This window comes from Asanoa sp. NPDC049475 (assembly GCF_040676915.1).
In the GTDB taxonomy this organism is placed as follows: domain Bacteria; phylum Actinomycetota; class Actinomycetes; order Mycobacteriales; family Micromonosporaceae; genus Asanoa.
On record NZ_JBFAPY010000003.1, the window covers coordinates 477,206 to 495,470 of the forward strand.

The following is an 18,265-nucleotide window of genomic DNA, read 5'->3' on the forward strand; positions in this document are numbered from 1 at the left end:
GCTCCGACTCCTCGTCACCATGCCACGCCGGCCACCACACCCTGATCCGATCGGAGCTAACGGCAATGACGTCACCACCGGCCCGGCCGAGCATCCCGGTCGGGACCCACATGTCCATCTTCGACCCGGTCTTCCTGGGTATCGACGAGTTCGGACAGCCCGTGTACTTGCCGCTGATGTACCGGCACATCCTCATCGGCGGTGAACCTGGCGCCGGCAAGTCGAGCCTGCTCAACACGATCGTTGGTCACGCCGCCCTGTGCGGCGATGTGAGCTTGTGTCTGCTCGACGGCAAGCAGGTCGAACTCGGCCTGTGGGAAGACTGCGCCGACGTGTTCGTCGGCCCCGATATCGACCTGGCCATTTTCACGCTGCTGCGGCTGCAAACCGTGATGGACAACCGCTACGCGTTCCTCAAGTCCGTACGTCGGCAGAAGATGCTGCCGGGTGACGCGTTCGGCGCCATCCTGCTCGCGCTCGACGAGATCGCGTTCTTCTCTGCCACCGCAGGAGACGACAAAACCCAGAAGCTGTTCTCCGCGCTGCTTAGGGACCTGGTCGCCCGAGGCCGTGCTGTCGGCCTGATCGTCGCTGCGGCGACGCAACGCCCCTCGTCGGACATCATCCCGACCAGCCTGCGGGATCTGTTCCCGTGGCGGTTCGCGGGCCGCTGCACCACCGACGTGTCGTCGGACATCGTCCTCGGGCACGGCTGGGCCGCCCGCGGCTACTCCTCCAACACCATCGACCCGAACAACCAGGGATGCGGGCTCCTCATCGCCGAAGGCGGCATCCCCGCTCTGGTCAAGGCCGCCTGGATGACGAACGCGGACATCATCCGCGTCGCCGACTACGCCGCCTGGGTCCGCCGCACTGCCTCTGCAACCAACCTCACCACGGAATTGAGGGCCGTCGCATGACCATCATCGCCGCACTCCTGCCCCGCGTCCCGCGCCTGCGGATCAGCACCGGCACCGTCATCGCGATCCGCTGCACGAGCTGCCACGAGTGGCGCAAGCCGCGCCAGTTCACTGCCAACAGCAACACCTGCCGGCCGTGCTGCAAAGACCCCGGCCGCCGGCTCCACCGCACACGGCAGAACGCCGGCCATCGCTGAACGACGGCACCACGGCACAACTCCACATAGGAACGGCCGACGAACCGAGACCAGCCGTAGGAAGCGAACTCGGCTCGCCGGCCACCACCACCGCCCACGAAAGGACGTGGCGACCATGCAGCCTATCCGAAATCTGACCATCTCCGCCGCCGACATCGACAGCCTGCCCGCTGTCACCCCGGCTGACATCCTGCGCGGAGCAGCCCGCTACCTCGAAGTCCGAGGCTGGTGCCAGAACTGCTTCTTCGCCGCCACCCCGTTGGAGGCATTCCCGGCCGTCTGCATCGACGGCGCAATCCGGATGGCCGCTCTCGGCTCCGACACAACGCCAGGCACCCATGACCCGGCTGTCCGCGACATCACCCGGGCGCAATGGGCACTCATCGACTACCTCACCAACGTGGGCCTTATCGACCCCACCGACGCCGACCCAGAACCCCACTTTGACGACGACCTCGGCCCCGAACTCAAGAAGCTGCCACTGACGCCACGGGGCTGGAACGACCTGCCTGGCCGGACGGCCACCGACGTCATCCACGAGCTCCGCGCCGCCGCCGACGCGTGGGACCGCCAGCACGCCATCACGGCCAGCGGTGACCAGTCATGACCGAGACCGTAAATGTGACACGTACGTGTCAACCGCGGGTGACTACGGCAGCGCTCGTCGCGGCACTGGAAGCGGCATGGTCCGCGATCCAGGCACAGCACACCGACGTCCCGCCGGTGGTGCTGGTCGTCGGCTCGGGCTCGCCGAGCAAACCGTCTCAGGCAATGAAATGGGGCCACTTCGCGGCCCTGCGCTGGCAAGCCGGCGACAACCAACTGCCTGAGGTTCTCGTCTCCGGTGAGGGCCTGTCCCGCACACCGGCCGAGGTCTTCACCACGCTCCTGCACGAAGCCGTCCACGGCCTCGCCGACACACGCGGCATCAAAGACACCTCCCGGCAAGGCCGCTGGCACAACCGCCAGTTCGCCAAACTCGCCGCCGAACTCGGCATGACCACCACCAAGGACGACAAGCTCGGCTTCTCGCCCTGCACCCTCACCGACGAAACCGCAGCCACCTACCGGCCAGTCATCGGACGCCTCGGGAAGGCGCTGCGCGCCTACCGGCACCCCGAACCGACCGGGGAAGGCAAGAGCCGCACGAACAACAACAACGGCCACGCCTGCGAATGCGAATGCCCGCGCAAGCTGCGCATCTCCAACGCCGTCTTCGACGCCGGCCCGGTCTACTGCCCGATCTGCCAGGCGTGGTTCCTCCCCGAGGACATCGACCGCGACGCCTACACCACCGACAACCCGCTCCCAACCACCAAAGCCACCGACAACGGTGACGACCAGGTCGACGAGCCCGACGAGGAAGGCGACCCGATGATCTACTTCGATCCGACCGGCGCCCGGTTCGGGCTCCCCAGTTACCCCTTCAAGATGGCCCCCACGGGCCTGGCCACGCTCCGGCAACTCCGCGCCGACGGCCTACGACCTGGCGGTCAAGACGTGGCCGCGCAAATCATCTGGCGACGCGGCAAGCGCAAGGCCTACCTCTACCGCACCGACCTCGCCGTCCCAAAGCGGACCGCGACACCCGCGCAACTGGCCGCGTTGGAAAAAGCCAACACCGCACGGCGTACCTGCCCCACCTGCGCGCAGGTCAAGCCATACGTCATCCCTACTCGCTGGGGCGAGTGCATCGACTGCCACGACGGCGGCGAATAGCCATGGCCGACACCATCCAATGCCCCACCTGCAAAGCGCTCATGACCGACCGCGCCGACGGCTTCTACGTCGACGCACACGGAACCCTCATCTACACCAACACCTACTACTGCCAGCGATGCGGCCGCCTGGAGACCATCGAGACCGGCCCAAAGGACACCCGGGCCGCAGCACCACCGGCCAACACCTTCACGAATGCCGCTGACGCGCTCATCGAGCGCAGCAACAACGCGAGCTGCGAACTCTGTATCGACGGCCATATGCCCGCCGGTATCGCCCATCTCTTCATCGGCCCGGTGTACATCGCCTGTACCGCCTGCGGCACCGAATGCCCCGCCTGCGGCGGTGACGCCATGTTCCCCGCGAACTGGCGGTGCCTGCACTGCTTCATCGAAGCGATGCTCGCCAACGGCTTCGACCCGATCTTCTGCTCCGGCTGCGGCGGAGTAACCGCCGTCGTTCCCATCCGCCAAGAGCCGTCGGACTTCTGAGGAGGCGCGCGAATGACTGACCGTCTGATCAACCTCACTCCGCACCCGATGCGGATCTTCAGCCTGGACACGCCTTCGCGTGTCGACCCCACAACCGTGACCCCTCTGGCCACGATCCGCCCGCCGGCTGACCACCCCACCGCCCGGCTCGGTGAACGCCGCCTCGGCCCAGCCGAAAGCCCGAACACGGGCATTCCCATCTCGTACGTCGCTTACGGGACCTACGCGGCGTCGACCACGCTGCCGCCAAACACTGCCGGCGTGTGGTTCATCGTCTCCACACTCGTCGCGTTGGCCCACCCGAACCGGGCGGACCTGCTCGTGCCATACGGCACGATCCGCGATCTCGACGGCAACGTCATCGGCTCCACCGGCTTCGCCCGGCCCGCCGACCCGCACTCCTTGGCGCGGGAGGCGAACCCATGACAACCATCGACGTCAATCTGACCTCGCTTCGCGTCGAACGCCGCGACCTACTAGCCGCACATCGGCAACTGCTCGACTACGGCATTGCCAGCCAGACCGCCGAGGTCCGCGAACGCGTGGCTGACATCGACGGCCAACTCACCGAATCCGCCGACTACCAGACGTCGGCCCCACAGAGCCCGCTGCTGGACCCACGCGGCTACCTCGCTTGTGGCTGCCACGGCACGCAGCGCGACCACACCTGCATGCCCTTCGACACCTTCAACCCGGAGGAGGAGCTGTGATGCCCTCCACGCCACCCACGCCCGCCGACAACGGCGACGCCACCAAGGCGGCACGTCTTTCCGACGGCCTGCTCGTCTGCATCGTTCTACTCGTTGGCCTCATGGCTGGCGCTGCCTCGTTCACCCACGTTCACGACTGGACCATTGAGAACAGCCCGGACGGCACCGCGGACTGGTTCGGCTGGGCCAACGCCGTCATCAGCGAACTGATCCCGACCGCATCCCTGATCGAGATCAGCCGCCGCCGGCGCCGTAACCCGACCGCCAAGGTCGGCTACCCGATGTTCCTGCTCGTTGTCGCAGTCAGCATCTCCCTGACCGCACAGCTCGCCGTCGCCCGGCCAACCGCGTTCGGCTGGATGGTCTCCGCTCTGCCGGCGTTGGCCTTCTTCGCCCTGTCCAAGCTCGTGTTCTCGACCACCGCACACCGGCCCACAACCAACCCGGTCACGGCCTCCACGCCGGCTACCGCGCCCGCACCGTCATCCGACACCGCGCAGGCGACGGTCCGCCCGGCCGCCGAACGAACGACGACCAGGGCCACCACCACCGCACCAGTACCGGCCGAGAAAACACCAGCAGCCCGGACAGTGCCGAAAGAGATCACCGCCACGGCTCCGCCGGAGTCCACGCCAGCCGACACGCAGACCGCCTCGGAAACGGCACCCGCTACGCAGTCAGGAACGCCGTTCTCAGAACTGCTGCTGTCCAACGCACGGACCATCGCCGTCGCTCACCGCGACACCCACGGCGAAGACATCAATGCCAATCGGCTCGCGGTCCGGCTACGTGTGCCCACCCACATCGCCGCCGACATCCTCACTCAACTGTCCGACAACCCACCGATGGCCAACATTCGGCCGCACAACGGCCGCGCTATCGGAGCTACTGCATGACACGCTCGACGCTGTCTCTCGTGCCCACAACCACCACGGTTGTGGGCACGGGGGAGAACGCCCAGACGTGGCCGTGGGCCACCCCCACCCCATCGGCGGCACCGCACCCGGACTCGCGTCTCGAGTTCGACCCGGCCGAGGTCGCCACCGCTCGCCAACGGGCACGCTCCGGCGACTACTACGAATGGTTGGACCACGTCCAGGCCGCTGCCGGCTGCACCCGCCCTATCCGGCTCACCGGGCAGATCGACGTCCGCAACACTGACGGGCAGACCGTCCACACCATCGACACCGAGACCATGCCCGATGGCGCGATCTACACCCCATGCGGGAACCGCCGCGCGAGCGTGTGCCCATCCTGCGCCGAGGTCTACCGCCGCGACACTTACCAGATCATCCGCGCCGGGCTGGAAGGCAACCGCTACGGCCTGCCACCCCTCGATCAGCACATCGCCGTGTTCCTCACCGCCACCGCACCGTCGTTCGGGCCAGTCCACCACCGTGTTGTGAAGACCCATGCCGCGGACTGTCGCGGCAAAGACCGGTGCACGTGCCGCCCAGCGGTCTGCCGCCCGTTCGGCCGGCCCTGCCCGCACGGCGTCGAGATCCGGTGCGCCGCCCGGCACAAGACCACCGACGCCGGCCTCGGGACACCGCTGTGTCTGGACTGCTACGACCACGCCGGGCAAGTCGTCTGGAATCACGAAGCACCCGAACTGTGGCGGCGCACCATCCAAGAAGCCGACCGCGAGCTCGGCCGCCTCGGCCGCCGCCTGGGCGTCAATGTGCGGCGCCGGTACGTCAAGGTTTACGAGTTCCAGGCACGTGGGGTCGTGCACTACCACGCGGTCATCCGCCTCGACGGCTACCACCCCGACTGCCCCGGAGCGATCGTCCCCGCCGACCGGGCCGTCACCCGCCCCATGTTCGAAGCGGTCCTCCGCCACGCGTTCGCGACCACCGCGTACACCAGCAAACCCCACCCCGGCAACGACGGGCACGGCTGGCGCATCGGCTGGGGCGACCCGGACAAGGGCCTGGACATCAAGCACATCAACGCCCCCGGCGGCGACACGAACCTGGCGAAGGTCACCGCATACCTCGCCAAGTACGTCACCAAGTCCACCGAAGCGACCGGCGCCGCGTTCCGCCGCATCGACGACCTCACCGTCGAGATCCACGCCACCCCGAACACGCACATCGGTCGGCTGATCCGGGCCTGCTGGGACCTGGGGCTCGCCGACGGGTGGCACCGGCTACGCCGCTACGCACACCAGTACGGCCACGGCGGGCACATCACCACCAAAAGCCGCGGGTTCTCCGTCACCTACACCCTCAAACGGTGGGAGCGCACCATCTGGCGACGCACCCAAGGCTTCCCGCACCTGTGGGACGACGAGCAAGCCGACCTCGTGGTCTACCGCCTCGGCTACCACGCGACCGGTTGGATCACCACCGGCGACGCCCTTCTCGCCAACTCTGCTGCCGACGCCGCCCGCCGTCGGGCCGACGCCGCCCGCGACCTGGTCGACGCCGACGACGCGTCGGCACTCCCGATGGCCGCTTGACACGTACGTGTCAACGCGCTCGCACCTTGACAACTCCACAGCGGAAGACCCTTACCGCGCGGGCCGCGACGGCTCTGAACACACCGACAGAAGGACATCCCATGAAACGAACAATCCTGCAAGCCCGCATCGTCACCACCGACAACGACGCTCAGACGCTCATCACCGCGTTGGAGCGGCACGCCCGCACTCTTCTCGGCGATGACGTCACCTACCGAACGCAGACCCGGCACGGCGACCGTGCCGGGTACAGCCGCGTGTACCTCACCGCGACCAGAAACGAGGACCGCCTATGACCACAACCAGAAAGGCCGGTCGCCCTACGTCGACCCGATACATGACCATCGACCAGGTGTGCGCCGACCTCGACATCGCACGCTCGACCTTCTACGACTGGCGGGCCAAGCGCAAAGCGCCGCCCTGCCTCAGACTCCCCAACGGTGACCTTCGCATCCGGCGAGACGACTACGAAGAATGGCTCCGCACGCTCGCCGCCGAGGTGGCGTAGATGGACACCAGCTACGACGTACGCATCTGGAAGACCGACGTCTATCAAGGCAAGCGAGCCAACACGCACTACGTCCGCTGGTCGGTCGCCGGCAAACGCCACAAGAAGCCGTTCAAAAGCGCGGCGCTTGCCGATAGCTTCCGGTCGGATCTCGTCGTCGCCGCTCGCAAGGGTGAAGCCTTCGAGGTCAGCTCCGGTCTACCGCTCTCCGTACAGCGCGCGGCGGGTGAGATCGCGTGGTACCAGTTCGCCTGCCAGTACGCGGACTACAAGTGGCCGAAGGCTGCGGCCACAACCCGGCGCAGCAACGCCGAAGCGCTTACAGCGATCACAATCCTGATGTTGTCCGACGAGCCGCGGGGACGTCCCGACGCCAGGGAAATCCGAAGCGCACTACGGCTCTGGGCGTTCAACAAAACTCGCCGCGACGACACGCCTGCGGAGATCCGCCGCGTCCTGAGGTGGGTCGCCCAGCATTCCCGACCAGTGGCCTCACTTGCCGATGCCCAACTCACACGGTCGGTTCTCGACGGGCTGACGGTACGACTCGACGGCCAGCCTTACGCACCAACCGTGGTGAACCGGTACCGCATCGTCTTGAACGCTGCCGTCGAGCACGCGGTCGAACGCAAGCTTCTCCGGGCTAACCCGATCCCGGCACTGAAGTGGAAACGCCCCAAGCCCAACATCTCCGTTGACCCTCGGCATGTGCCGAACCCAATGCAGGCAAGGACCCTCCTCGAAGCCGTCCGTTCCTCTTCGCGGAGCGGCCCCCGGCTCGTCGCGTTCTTCGGCTGCCTCTACTACTCGGCGATGCGTCCAGAAGAGGCGGCCGCCCTTGCGAGACCGAACCTGGCCCTGCCCCGTAAAGGCTGGGGCAAGCTGCACCTCGAAACCGCCGAGCCTCATGCCGGCAAGGAGTGGACCGACAGCGGTCGAACGCGGGACCGTCGACAGCTCAAGCACCGCGAGAAGGGCGTCGTCCGGACCGTTCCGTCCCCGCCCGAGCTCACCTCCCTGATCTGGGAACACATCGATACCTACGGCTTCGGCGCGGACGGCCGCCTCTTCGTCGGCGAGCACAACAAACGCGAGCTACCGAACCTGACGATTGTCCGAGCGTGGCAGCGCGCTCGCCGCCTGGTCCTGGCCGACGACGTCCTCGCCGGCTCCCTGGCCGGTACCCCGTACGACCTCCGCCACGCCGGGGTATCTACCTGGCTCCGTGCCGGCATCGACCCGGCCAAGGTCGCCGAGTGGGCAGGCCACTCCGTTGAGATCCTCTATCGCATCTACGCGAAGTTCCTCGACGGCGGCGAAGAGGAGCTGCAACGCCGCATCGAAGCCGTCTACGGACGGCTACCGGGCCCTGCCGAGGCGTCACAAACTTCGGCACGTATTCGGCACAGCCTCCCGTTGATCACCGTCACCGACCGGACACAGCCGGACGCATGAACCAGATCAACGCGGGTGTTTGGGCAGCTCACGCGGCCCGTTGCTGCTGGTCAAGCCTTGGTGCCCCCGGCAGGATTCGAACCTGCGACACACGGTTTAGGAAACCGATGCTCTATCCCCTGAGCTACGAGGGCGCGAGTGAAGAGTGTACCGACTTGGGCCTTCGTCCGGACCGCAGGCTTGCCACTGCGGAGGTGTCGAGCGCGGTCGCCGGGGGCGGGCGGGACCCCTGCCCCCGGCGACCCCCACCGTCAGACCAGGCCGCCCATGGCGGGGTCGGTGAAGCTGTCCTCGCCGTTCTCGAGGTGGCCCGCCAGGTGCTGGGCGAGCTCGCCGTCGACCGAGACAGCCAGGTCGTACCAGCCGTGGTTTCGTCCCAACGACCACTCCCTGCGCGCCTTCTCGCCCGCGCGCAGCGACAGCGACACCGGCTTCCCCCGATAACCGTCGCGGACCGTGATCGCGAGGCGGTCGCGGCCCTCGTTGGCGAAGGACAGCTCCAGCCGCTGGTGGCGCTCGTCGTAGGAGGCGGAAACCGACAGCGAAGCGCCGACCCTGAAGTGCCGGAAGAAGCCGTTCGGGCCGTGGACGGTCAGGTCCGCCCCAGCAGGCCACGTGTCCGCCAGCCGCTTGCCGTGCTCGACCGTGTAGGTCCGCGGCGCCGCCGTGCTCCCCGCCTCCCGGACCTGGAACACCGCGGCCGCCGAACCCGTGTTGCGGAAGTCCAACCGCAACCCCGACCGGTCCCGCGCGGCCACGACGTCCAGAACGTAGGGCAGCGCCCGGGCCGGCTTCACGCCCTTCTCCTGTCGGGGGATCGCCTGGTCGGCCGGTGGCACCGGCACCTCGTCGGGGAACCTCACCAGGTCGTCGGGCTTGAAGTCGTCCGTGTCCGGCAGCTTGACCGGCCTTGACCGGTTCGGCGTCTTGAAGTCGAACGCCGACGTCAGGTCTCCGACCACCGCCCGCCGCCACGGGGTGATGTTGGATTCGAGCAGGTCGCGGTTGTGGCCGGCGAAGCGTGCCTCCATGAACCGGATCAGCGACGTGTGGTCGAACAGCTGCGAGTTGACCCACCCGCCGCGGGTCCACGGCGACACGATGATCATCGGGACGCGCATGCCCAGGCCGTACGGGCCGGGGCGGTTGCTCGCGTCGCCCGGGAAGATCTCGTTGACCGTCGGGACAGTCGACAGGCCGTGTGCGCGCGATTGGGGCGGGGTCGGCGGCGGCAGGTGGTCGAAGAAGCCACCCTCCTCGTCGTACGTGACGAAGAGCGCCAGCTTGCTCCAGACCTCCGGGTTCGAGGCGAGGATGTCGATCACCTGGGAGACGTACCAGGCTCCGAAGCCCGGCTCCCAGTTCGGGTGCTCCGTGTAGGCCTCGGGCGCGACGATCCACGAGACCTTCGGCAGAGAGCCACGCTCCACATCGGACCGAAGGTCGGCCAGCAGCTTGAGCGGGTCGCGGCCGAGCTTGCTGACCTCCGTGCCGCGCTTCGCCTTGTCGGCCAGCGGGGTGCCGGGGCGCGCGTTCTGGTACTGGTGGAAGTACAGCAGCGAGTTGTCGCCGTAGTTTCCGATGTAGGGATCGCTGGTCCAGCCCCAGAAGCCCTCGGCGGTCAGCCCCAGGCCGACATCCTGATAGATCTTCCAGGAGATTCCGTTGCGCTCCAGGCGTTCCGGGTACGTCGACCAGTCGTACCCGGCCTCCGCATTGGTGATGACCGGCCCACCGGCCTTGCCGTCGTTGCCCACCCAGCCGGACCACATGTGGTAGCGGTTCGGATCCGTCGGGCCGAGCAGCGAGCAGTGGTAGTTGTCGCAGACGGTGAACGCGTCCGCGAGCGCGAACTGATAGGGCAGGTCACCGCGCGTGTGGTACGTCATCGCGCTGACGCCCTTGTTAGGTACCCACTGGTCGTGGCGGCCCTCGTTCCAGGCGGCGTGCCCGTCGTTCCACCCGTGCGGCGGGTCGGGGAGGAAGGTCTGACCCAGGTCGGGCACGTCGGGCCGGAACGGCAGCAGCTCCCCGGCCCCGTCGGGCTGGTGGAACACGCTCTTGCCGCTCGGCAGGGCGACGGGGTGCGGGTCGGCGAAGCCGCGTACGCCGCGCAGCGTGCCGAAGTAGTGGTCGAACGACCGGTTCTCCTGCATCAGGAAGATGACGTGCTCGACATCGGCGATCGAACCGGTGCGGTTGTTGGCCGGGATGGCCATGGCCCGCTCGATGCCGGCCGGGAGTGCCGCGCCTACCGCGGGTGCTCCGACCATCTTGAGAAACGAACGGCGATCCAGTGCGCCCATAGCTGCGCCCTCCCAGGGCTGGTTGCTGGTGTGGGCGAAGGTAAGCGCGCAAAGTGGACAGTAGGTGGCTTGGGGGCGACGACGGCCAGAAACGGATGTCAGCCCGAGGACGTACACCCCGGGGCCGACGCGCTCCCACCTGCGGATATCTACCATCGGCAGCATGGAAGCCACCGTGCCCCGCCTCGTCGACCAGCGGATCCCGTCGACCGTCATGTCCTGGGTCGTGCTCGCCGCATACCCGTTCGCGTTGGCTCTCACGGTCGGCTTCGGCACCGGCGACGTCGACGGCCCGAGCACGGTCCTGCCGGTGCTCGTGCTCGCCCTGCCCGCCTTCCTGCTGCCCCGCTGGCCGCTCGTCGGCTTCGTCGGCCTGCTGCTCGGCGTCGCCGGTCTGGCCCCGCTGAACATCTCGGGCCTGGTCGGCTTCTCCCAGGCGGTCGTCCTGGACGTGGCGGTGGCCTACGTCGCCGCCACCCGGTCACGGATCGCCACCGTCGGCGCCGTGCTCACGGCCATCCTCGCGGAGGGTGCCGCGGCCACGATCTACACATCAGGCGACAACTCGTACGTCAACGTGCTTATCGCCCTGCTGCTCGGCGTCCTGGTCGCCTGGCTCGGCGGCACCGCGCTGCGCCAGCGGCGCGAGTACCGCGCCGCCCTGCTCACCCGGGCCGCCGCGGACGCGGTGACCACCGAGCGGCTGCGGATCGCTCGCGATCTCCACGACCAGGTCGCGCACAGCATCGGGGTGATCGCGATCCAGGCCGGCGTCGGCCGGCGGGTGATCGACACGCAACCCGACGAGGCCCGCAAGGCGCTGGACACGATCGAGACCGCCAGCCGGGAGACGCTGGCCGGGCTGCGCCGCACGCTGGTCGCCCTGCGCCGCAGCGACGCCGAGCCCGCCGCGACCGTGACCACCGGCCTGGCGGAGCTCGACAGCCTGGTCGCCACGACGGAAGCCGCCGGCGTCCGCGCCCGGGTGCGCATCGAGGGTGAGCCGCGGGTGCTGCCGCCGGACGTCGACCTCGCCGCCTACCGGATCATCCAGGAAGCGCTCACGAACATCGTCAGGCATGCACAGACTGACAACTGCACAATCGTCATCGGGTACGCCCTACCCGCACTCACCATCGTCGTAAGCGACCAAGGCCGTGGCGGCATCGACAGCGGCACCGGTTACGGCATCCCCGGCATGCGGGAACGGGCGGCTCTCCTCGGCGGCGACCTGACCGCAGGCCCACTCCCGGAGGGCGGCTTCGAGGTCCGCGCCACCCTGCCGCTCCCAGCGGACCAGGCATGACCGTCCGGGTGCTCCTCGCCGACGACCAGCCGCTGGTCCGAGCCGGCCTTCGCGTGTTGATCGCCGACACCGCCGACCTGGAGGTAGTCGGCGAGGCCGGCACCGGCGCTCAGGCGGTCGACCTCACCCGCGACCTGGCCCCCGACGTCGTGGTGATGGACATCCGCATGCCGGTCATGGACGGCATCACCGCCACCAACAAGATCGTCGAGGGCGGCGCGCAGGCCCATGTGATCATGTTGACCACGTTCGACGACGACGACAACGTCTACGGCGCCCTGCGGGCCGGGGCCAGCGGCTTCCTCGTCAAGGACATGGCGCTCGACGACATCCTCGACGCCGTCCGGATCGTCGCGGCCGGGGACGCTCTCATCGCGCCCAGCGTCACCCGCCGCCTGATCGCCGAGTTCGCCGGCCGCCCCGAGCTCAAACCGGAGAAGCCCGACCCCAAAGCGCTCGCCGCCGTCACCGAGCGGGAGCGGGAGGTGCTCACCCTCGTCGGCCAGGGGCTGTCCAACACCGAGATCGCCGAGCGCCTCGTCATCAGTGTGGCCACGGCCAAGACCCACGTCGCGCGGCTCTTCACGAAGCTCGACGCACGCGACCGCGTACACCTCGTGATCATGGCTTATGAAATGGGGCTTGTGTCGCCGTCGCGCTGAGGCGTTATGGTTGAAGGGCCGGTCGAGAGGCGCTGCGACGGACAACGAGGTCCGCCACGCTCGACCAGCCAAGTGATTCCCAAGGGCGCCTCCTGTCACAGGAGGTGCCCTAATGCACGTCCAAAACGTCAACGGCATCGAGTTCGCCGTACGCGATCTCGACCTCGCCACCGCCGGCCGGCACCAGATCCGGCTGGCCGAGCACGAGATGCCGGGCCTGATGGCCCTGCGCCGCGAGTTCGCCGCACAGCAGCCCCTGCGCGGCGCGCGGATCGCCGGTTCGCTGCACATGACCGTGCAGACCGCCGTCCTCATCGAGACGCTCGTCGCGCTCGGCGCCGACGTCCGCTGGGTGTCCTGCAACATCTTCTCCACACAGGACGAAGCCGCCGCTGCGGTCGTCGTGGGAAGCGGCACGGCCGACGCGCCGACCGGCACCCCGGTGTTCGCCTGGAAGGGCGAGACGCTGGAGGAGTACTGGTGGTGCACGATGCGCCTCTTCGACTTCGGTGACGGCCAGGGCCCGAACCTGATCGTCGACGACGGCGGCGACGCCACGCTGCTGGTGCACAAGGGCGTCGAGTTCGAGGCGGCCGGCACTGTGCCGACGGCCGGCGAGAACGACCACGAGGAGTACCGGCTCATCCTCGAGACGCTGCGGTCCAGCCTCGACGAGGACGGCCAGCGCTTCACCCGGATCGCGGCCGGCATGCGCGGCGTCTCCGAGGAGACCACGACCGGCGTGACCCGCCTCTACGAGCTCGCCCGCGAGGGCACGCTGCTGTTCCCGGCGATCAACGTCAACGACTCGGTCACCAAGTCCAAGTTCGACAACAAGTACGGCATCCGCCACTCGCTGACTGACGGCCTCAACCGGGCGACCGACGTGATGCTCGGCGGCAAGCTGGCCGTCGTGTGCGGCTACGGCGACGTTGGCAAGGGCTCGGCCGAGGCACTGCGTGGCCAGGGTGCGCGCGTCGTGGTCACCGAGATCGACCCGATCTGCGCGCTCCAGGCGGCGATGGACGGCCTCCAGGTCGTGCACCTCGACGACGTGGTCGGCCAGGCCGACATCTTCATCACCACGACCGGTGGCGTCGACATCATCACCGCGGACCACATGGCCCGGATGAAGCACAACGCGATCGTCGCCAACGTCGGCCACTTCGACAACGAGATCGACATGGCCGGCCTCGCGCGCGTGCCGGGCATCGAGAAGATCGAGGTCAAGCCGCAGGTGCACGAGTGGCGCTTCCCGGACGGGCACGCCATCCTCGTGCTCTCCGAGGGCCGGCTGATGAACCTGGGCAACGCGACCGGGCACCCCAGCTTCGTCATGTCGTGCTCGTTCGCCAACCAGGTGATGGCCCAGCTCGAGCTGTGGCAGGGCGAGTACGGCAACACGGTGTTCACGCTGCCCAAGCACCTCGACGAGAAGGTGGCCCGGCTGCACCTCGACGCGCTGGGCGTGCGGCTCACCGAGCTGAGCAAGAAGCAGGCGGAGTACCTCGGCGTGCACGTCGAGGGCCCGTACAAGCCGGAGCACTACCGCTACTGACGCACCAGCGACGACCGCCCGGGTTCACCTCGAACTCGGGCGGTCGTCCTTTGCCGGGCTGATCAACCGCAGCCAACCCGCGGCCTGGTCGGGCGTCAGCACGGCGTCGAGCCGGACCTCCGGCAGCATCAGGGGATAGACCCGACCGACATTCCAGGAACGGTCGTACGGCGCGGGATCGAGCACGATGATCCGCCGGCCGGCGACCGGCTCGATGTCGACAGGCCGGCCCTCGTTCCAGATCCACTTGCCGCCGGCGTCGACGAGGTTGAACTGGCCGTGGATCGCGCTCGGCGGCTGCAGCGGACCATCGCTGGCGGCGGCCACCCACGCGGCTTGCGGCGGCTCGCCGGGCAGGTGCCCACCGCCGACCAGCACGTCGGCGAGCAGGGTGTGCAGCTGGAAGTTGTCGCCGACGCCGCTGATCGTGACCAGGAAAGCGGCCCCGGACTCACGGTGCACCACGACGACCGGCTCGTCGTCGAGCACCAGCAGGAGCCCGAGCAGCCAGTGGGCGTCGGCGATCTCATCGGGTACGACCGACGCGGCTTCGACCAACCGCTGGCGTTGCGGCAACGCGGCCCGACCCGCCTTCTGCTGCAGCGGGAGCAGCAACGCCGGGATCCACTCGTTGACCGTGAACCAGGCCTGGGTCACCCGCGACGCCTCGTCGAGGTCGAGCCCGCCGGCTTCGGCGACCCCCTCGACGATCGCCCGCGCGGAGTCGGCGTCGGTCGGCGGTTCGAGTTCGGTGCCGGCCAGCGCTGGGAACCGGGCGGCTTGCTCGAGCCCCTCCGCCACGCGCTCGGCCAGGACGTCGAGCGCCGCAGCGGGGTCGCCGCCGGCCTCGACCAGCCCGCCTGCCAGGGCGGCGAGCGGCGCGCCGTTTCCGAGCGGAACCTGAGCGAGCGCAGGCCGCAACGCGACCAGTGCTTCGGTGAGCGCGGCAGCGTCAGCCCGTTCGACCTCGCCGACGATCTCCTTGAACGCCTTCTGCGCCGCACCCTCGTCATGCCGATCGATCGCCTCGGCCAGTTCGGTGCACAACTCGGCCACGGATCTTCTCCGGTTCCACCGCATCGGACGATCTTAGGGTCTCAGCGCCGACCGCGCTGGGGTGCCCGCCGGGTCCGATCGCCGTTCAGCCGGGGTTATCTCCGTCGGGGCCTCGTGCCGGAACCAACCGCCGCCCGCCGGCGGCATCAGGACGCTCCGCCATGACCGCGGTCCACTCGTCACGGGTGGCCGCCCAATCCCACACGTGCCGCACGCCACCGCTACCGACGACTACTCGAACGGGCGAACACCCACATGATCGACATGAGAGATACGTCAGAAGCTGACCAGCGTTCGAACTCACGCGCTCCGGCGCAGCGGGCTGCGGTTTCCGCGTACCAGCGAGGCCAGGTGTTCCCGCATTTCGCGGCCGATCTCTTTCTTGATCGTCGAGCTCGGGCGCTCGCCGGTGATGAAGCCCTGGACGTGCCGGATGCCCAGCCCGTAGATCTGCTCCAGGCTGATCGGCGAGTTCTCCTCGACGCCTTCGACGACCACGCTGCGGCGGGACGGGGACTGGCCCACCTTGACCGGGTGCCGGGCGACCTTGGCAACCAGTTCGAGCTCCTGGTACGCCAGCGGGTGGCGCAGCAGCGCTCGGTCGACCTTGATCTGGGTGAGCGGGAGCTCTGCCATCCGGGAGACCGACGAATGCTCCACGCCGAAGTCGTCGACCGCGAATCGGATGTCCAGGCGGTCCGCGATCGCCACCAGGCGCTCGTGGAAGTAGCCCAGTTTGTCGTCGCCCCAGATCTCGTAGGCGCGCGGCTCGATCGGGTCCTGCTCGGAGATCTCCAGCGTGACCGCACTCGGGCGCAGTCCGGCCGCGGCGATCGTCCGTTTGACCTCTTCGACGTAGGAGTCGCTCAGCAGAGAGCGCACGGCGACGTTGATGGAGACGGGCCGCGGCGCACCCGCGTCGTCGCCGTAACACCGGCGGTGGGCCTCGGCGTACGACTGGATCGCTTTTCGCAGGATGGCCTCGTCGCGCTCCACCACGAACTGGTCGCCCCAGACGTGCGCGAGGCGGATGAGCTCGCGCGGGGCGCGCGGGTCGGCCGCGTTCAACCGGGCCAGCGCCTCGTAGCTGTGGATGTCGACGTACTGCTGCCTCTCGTCGATCGTGACGATCGGCTGGAAGACCATGGCGAACGATCCGACCACCTGGCGGTACAACTCGAAGCAGCGGCTGTAGAGCCGCGGGGGTAGTCGGCCGAAGCTCTCGCGCAGGGCGGTGAGCACCGCGATCTCGCCCTCTTCCACCGGCGCGCTGAGATCGGTCGCCCAGATGGCCTCCAGGATCCTGGCCAGCGGCTCGCCGATGTCGAGCAGCGCCCGGGTCGGGTTGACCACGACGAGGACCAGCGAGGTCGCCGGTCCATGGCGAAGCGGTACGCACAAGACCCGGCCGGCGGCGGTGCCCTCGAGCACGTGACTCCGCAGCGGGAACGACGAGTACTGAGCCGTACCACGCATCAGGTAATACAGGTCGTCCTCGCGGAAATCTCGCGTCTCGGAGATCGTCACGAACCCGGAGCTCGTGTATTCGAGCAATGCCGCGGCGTCGGCTTCCATCGCGGCCCGCATGAGCTCGACCTTTTCCTGCTTGCGTGCGGGATGTGGGCCTTCGCTGGTCGCTCCGAACGCCTCTGTGGTGGACGACGTCGGCGGCCGGACGAGTGACGACTGGCGAGGGAAAACCCGGCTCAGCAGTTCGGCGATCGCGGCAGCCGACCTTTCGAGCGGGTTCGCCAGGTCGACGATCCGCATATTGGCCGGCAGCGGGTCGACCACGGCGCCGGCTGACGCGCCTCGCCCCGGTCGGGTCAGGACCGTCGTCGTGCCGCGCGACTGCACGTACATGTCAGGCTCGGGGTCGACGATCCGTTGGGCCACGTAGTCCGCCATGCCGCCGAAGGTCACGAGCCCATCGTCGTCGGCCGCCTTTCCGTCGAGCGCGTCGAGCAGGTGTTTGGTCAGCAGACCGTGGCGCAATGATGCCGGCTCGCGGGTGCCGCCCGGTCGGGGCGAGGCCATCAGCACGCTGTGCTGTTTCGAATGCCGCGCGCCGACCCTCATCATTTCGATTTGATCGGCACCGACGTACGAACCGGCGTGTTGCCAGTCGAGAACGAGAAATGCGCTGCCTTTGAAGTTGTCGAGCACCTCACCGCGCAGGAATGCCATTCGCAGGCCCTCGTCGGGGTGCTCGTTCAAGGCGGCGCGGCGCAAGTCCGGCGTCACCAGATAATCGTCGGCGATGCCATTCCAGTCGGCGGTCAAAGCGTAGCCGCCGAAATAGACGAGCAGCGTGTCGGCGCTGGTCGACTCCTCGGTGATGGTCCGCAACTGGCTCCGGATGCTCCGCGCGTCCGCCTCGGCCCCGGTGCGCAGGAAGACGTCAGCGGCGGCGAATCCACCCGCGCCGGGCTCGGTCAGTGCTTTGTGGACGGCGCGCGCGTCACTCTCGGCGTAACGCAGGCTCGGCAACGCCGCATCCAAGCCACAATCGTTCACGCCGACAATTAACGCCACGCGTCGACCGCCCACGGGCACCGCCATTCATTCCGTTACGCGCCGCTGCTAAATGGTTGCTCTCCGCACCGGCCATGGTTCCCAATGGCCAGAGGTCATGGTGCAGTAAGCGTCGACACGAATACAACTCGGTGCACGCCAATCACAACGGCACTTGGCAATGTGCCAGGTGGCGGAGCTACCGGTCGACCGTCCGATAGATGCGGTTTGCAGGTTTCTGCGTGCCCCAAGTGCCCGGATCACACCCTAGGTGCACTTAGCCCGAGATCTGGCGCTGCGCAGATGCTGACAACCTGCCTGGCCTGGGAAGAGGCGGCTATTCGGAGCCGTACGCGCTCCGGATGGGTTGGTGACAGGAAGCCGACTCGGACCAATCCG

17 protein-coding genes, 1 tRNA gene, 1 pseudogene and 1 riboswitch are annotated in these 18,265 nt (G+C 68.2%); of the genes and pseudogenes, 15 read left to right on the plus strand and 4 right to left on the minus strand.

The genetic code is table 11. The features are described from left to right. Positions 1-110: 110 nt before the first annotated feature. The 12 genes and pseudogenes from AB0J88_RS13425 to AB0J88_RS13480 all read left to right on the plus strand — a co-directional run bounded on the left by AB0J88_RS13425 (position 111) and on the right by AB0J88_RS13480 (position 8,464). Entirely contained in the window at positions 111-920 is an 810-nt protein-coding gene (locus AB0J88_RS13425) for an FtsK/SpoIIIE domain-containing protein (RefSeq protein ID WP_364345287.1), read from the plus strand. Beyond that, entirely contained in the window at positions 917-1,117 is a 201-nt protein-coding gene (locus AB0J88_RS13430; protein WP_364345285.1) for a hypothetical protein, read from the plus strand. Before AB0J88_RS13425 ends, AB0J88_RS13430 begins: the two co-directional genes overlap by 4 nt. Before the next feature lie 115 nt (positions 1,118-1,232). Next, complete coding sequence (locus tag AB0J88_RS13435) at positions 1,233-1,724, plus strand: hypothetical protein (protein WP_364345283.1); 492 nt, start codon at positions 1,233-1,235, stop codon at positions 1,722-1,724. Positions 1,725-2,491: 767 nt separating this feature from the next. After that, positions 2,492-2,836: an RRQRL motif-containing zinc-binding protein gene (locus tag AB0J88_RS13440; RefSeq protein ID WP_364346108.1), complete on the plus strand. Its 345-nt coding sequence runs from the start codon at positions 2,492-2,494 to the stop codon at positions 2,834-2,836. Between the two features lie 2 nt (positions 2,837-2,838). Then, positions 2,839-3,327, plus strand: a complete 489-nt coding sequence (locus AB0J88_RS13445; protein ID WP_364345281.1) for a hypothetical protein — start codon at positions 2,839-2,841, stop codon at positions 3,325-3,327. A 12-nt stretch (positions 3,328-3,339) separates the two neighbouring features. Then, complete coding sequence (locus AB0J88_RS13450) at positions 3,340-3,753, plus strand: hypothetical protein (RefSeq protein ID WP_364345279.1); 414 nt, start codon at positions 3,340-3,342, stop codon at positions 3,751-3,753. Then, positions 3,750-4,037, plus strand: coding sequence for a hypothetical protein (locus tag AB0J88_RS13455; RefSeq protein ID WP_364345277.1), 288 nt, complete (start codon positions 3,750-3,752; stop codon positions 4,035-4,037). The genes AB0J88_RS13450 and AB0J88_RS13455 overlap by 4 nt, the downstream gene beginning before the upstream one ends. A 101-nt stretch (positions 4,038-4,138) precedes the next feature. Beyond that, a pseudogene (locus AB0J88_RS13460) lies at positions 4,139-4,456 on the plus strand (DUF2637 domain-containing protein); the annotation flags it as partial. A gap of 473 nt (positions 4,457-4,929) precedes the next feature. After that, positions 4,930-6,501 (plus strand): replication initiator, encoded by a 1,572-nt coding sequence (locus AB0J88_RS13465; protein WP_364345275.1) that lies wholly within the window; start codon positions 4,930-4,932, stop codon positions 6,499-6,501. Positions 6,502-6,602: 101 nt separating this feature from the next. Next, positions 6,603-6,797 (plus strand): hypothetical protein, encoded by a 195-nt coding sequence (locus AB0J88_RS13470; RefSeq protein WP_364345273.1) that lies wholly within the window; start codon positions 6,603-6,605, stop codon positions 6,795-6,797. Then, positions 6,794-7,009, plus strand: a complete 216-nt coding sequence (locus tag AB0J88_RS13475) for a helix-turn-helix domain-containing protein (RefSeq protein WP_364345271.1) — start codon at positions 6,794-6,796, stop codon at positions 7,007-7,009. The genes AB0J88_RS13470 and AB0J88_RS13475 overlap by 4 nt, the downstream gene beginning before the upstream one ends. Beyond that, positions 7,010-8,464 (plus strand): integrase, encoded by a 1,455-nt coding sequence (locus AB0J88_RS13480; RefSeq protein WP_364345269.1) that lies wholly within the window; start codon positions 7,010-7,012, stop codon positions 8,462-8,464. Positions 8,465-8,522: 58 nt separating this feature from the next. Here the strand turns inward: AB0J88_RS13480 and AB0J88_RS13485 are convergent. Both AB0J88_RS13485 and AB0J88_RS13490 read right to left on the minus strand, forming a co-directional pair. Further along, a tRNA-Arg gene (locus tag AB0J88_RS13485) sits at positions 8,523-8,598 on the minus strand. Positions 8,599-8,715: 117 nt separating this feature from the next. After that, entirely contained in the window at positions 8,716-10,770 is a 2,055-nt protein-coding gene (locus AB0J88_RS13490; RefSeq protein WP_364345267.1) for a phosphocholine-specific phospholipase C, read from the minus strand. A 163-nt stretch (positions 10,771-10,933) separates the two neighbouring features. On the opposite strand from AB0J88_RS13490, the gene AB0J88_RS13495 reads away from it, so the two are divergent. The 3 genes from AB0J88_RS13495 to ahcY all read left to right on the plus strand — a co-directional run bounded on the left by AB0J88_RS13495 (position 10,934) and on the right by ahcY (position 14,296). After that, positions 10,934-12,076 (plus strand): sensor histidine kinase, encoded by a 1,143-nt coding sequence (locus AB0J88_RS13495; protein WP_364345265.1) that lies wholly within the window; start codon positions 10,934-10,936, stop codon positions 12,074-12,076. Continuing rightward, positions 12,073-12,738 carry a response regulator transcription factor gene (locus tag AB0J88_RS13500; protein ID WP_364345263.1) on the plus strand — a complete coding sequence of 222 codons (666 nt, stop codon included), beginning with the start codon at positions 12,073-12,075 and terminating at the stop codon, positions 12,736-12,738. The genes AB0J88_RS13495 and AB0J88_RS13500 overlap by 4 nt, the downstream gene beginning before the upstream one ends. 18 nt (positions 12,739-12,756) lie before the next feature. Continuing rightward, a riboswitch (S-adenosyl-L-homocysteine riboswitch) is annotated at positions 12,757-12,836 on the plus strand. A 14-nt stretch (positions 12,837-12,850) separates the two neighbouring features. Next, positions 12,851-14,296, plus strand: a complete 1,446-nt coding sequence (gene ahcY, locus AB0J88_RS13505) for an adenosylhomocysteinase (protein WP_364345261.1) — start codon at positions 12,851-12,853, stop codon at positions 14,294-14,296. A 24-nt stretch (positions 14,297-14,320) separates the two neighbouring features. Here ahcY and AB0J88_RS13510 read toward each other — a convergent pair whose 3' ends face one another. Both AB0J88_RS13510 and AB0J88_RS13515 read right to left on the minus strand, forming a co-directional pair. After that, complete coding sequence (locus AB0J88_RS13510) at positions 14,321-15,376, minus strand: hypothetical protein (protein WP_364345259.1); 1,056 nt, start codon at positions 15,374-15,376, stop codon at positions 14,321-14,323. Positions 15,377-15,652: 276 nt separating this feature from the next. Then, on the minus strand, positions 15,653-17,914 hold the full coding sequence (locus tag AB0J88_RS13515) for an EAL domain-containing protein (RefSeq protein WP_364345258.1): 2,262 nt from the start codon (positions 17,912-17,914) through the stop codon (positions 15,653-15,655). Positions 17,915-18,265: the final 351 nt, after the last annotated feature.

Bases quoted from the DNA above. Each gene is read 5' to 3' on its own strand.
- AB0J88_RS13450 (WP_364345279.1), top strand. From the start codon at position 3,340: ATGACTGACCGTCTGATCAACCTCACTCCGCACCCGATGCGGATCTTC.
- AB0J88_RS13480 (WP_364345269.1), top strand. From the start codon at position 7,010: ATGGACACCAGCTACGACGTACGCATCTGGAAGACCGACGTCTATCAA.
- AB0J88_RS13430 (WP_364345285.1), top strand. From the start codon at position 917: ATGACCATCATCGCCGCACTCCTGCCCCGCGTCCCGCGCCTGCGGATC.
- AB0J88_RS13435 (WP_364345283.1), top strand. From the start codon at position 1,233: ATGCAGCCTATCCGAAATCTGACCATCTCCGCCGCCGACATCGACAGC.
- AB0J88_RS13455 (WP_364345277.1), top strand. From the start codon at position 3,750: ATGACAACCATCGACGTCAATCTGACCTCGCTTCGCGTCGAACGCCGC.
- AB0J88_RS13425 (WP_364345287.1), top strand. From the start codon at position 111: ATGTCCATCTTCGACCCGGTCTTCCTGGGTATCGACGAGTTCGGACAG.
- AB0J88_RS13510 (WP_364345259.1), bottom strand. From the start codon at position 15,376: ATGCGGTGGAACCGGAGAAGATCCGTGGCCGAGTTGTGCACCGAACTG.
- AB0J88_RS13440 (WP_364346108.1), top strand. From the start codon at position 2,492: ATGATCTACTTCGATCCGACCGGCGCCCGGTTCGGGCTCCCCAGTTAC.
- AB0J88_RS13495 (WP_364345265.1), top strand. From the start codon at position 10,934: ATGGAAGCCACCGTGCCCCGCCTCGTCGACCAGCGGATCCCGTCGACC.
- AB0J88_RS13515 (WP_364345258.1), bottom strand. From the start codon at position 17,914: ATGGCGGTGCCCGTGGGCGGTCGACGCGTGGCGTTAATTGTCGGCGTG.
- AB0J88_RS13475 (WP_364345271.1), top strand. From the start codon at position 6,794: ATGACCACAACCAGAAAGGCCGGTCGCCCTACGTCGACCCGATACATG.
- ahcY (WP_364345261.1), top strand. From the start codon at position 12,851: ATGCACGTCCAAAACGTCAACGGCATCGAGTTCGCCGTACGCGATCTC.
- AB0J88_RS13490 (WP_364345267.1), bottom strand. From the start codon at position 10,770: ATGGGCGCACTGGATCGCCGTTCGTTTCTCAAGATGGTCGGAGCACCC.
- AB0J88_RS13465 (WP_364345275.1), top strand. From the start codon at position 4,930: ATGACACGCTCGACGCTGTCTCTCGTGCCCACAACCACCACGGTTGTG.
- AB0J88_RS13500 (WP_364345263.1), top strand. From the start codon at position 12,073: ATGACCGTCCGGGTGCTCCTCGCCGACGACCAGCCGCTGGTCCGAGCC.
- AB0J88_RS13445 (WP_364345281.1), top strand. From the start codon at position 2,839: ATGGCCGACACCATCCAATGCCCCACCTGCAAAGCGCTCATGACCGAC.
- AB0J88_RS13470 (WP_364345273.1), top strand. From the start codon at position 6,603: ATGAAACGAACAATCCTGCAAGCCCGCATCGTCACCACCGACAACGAC.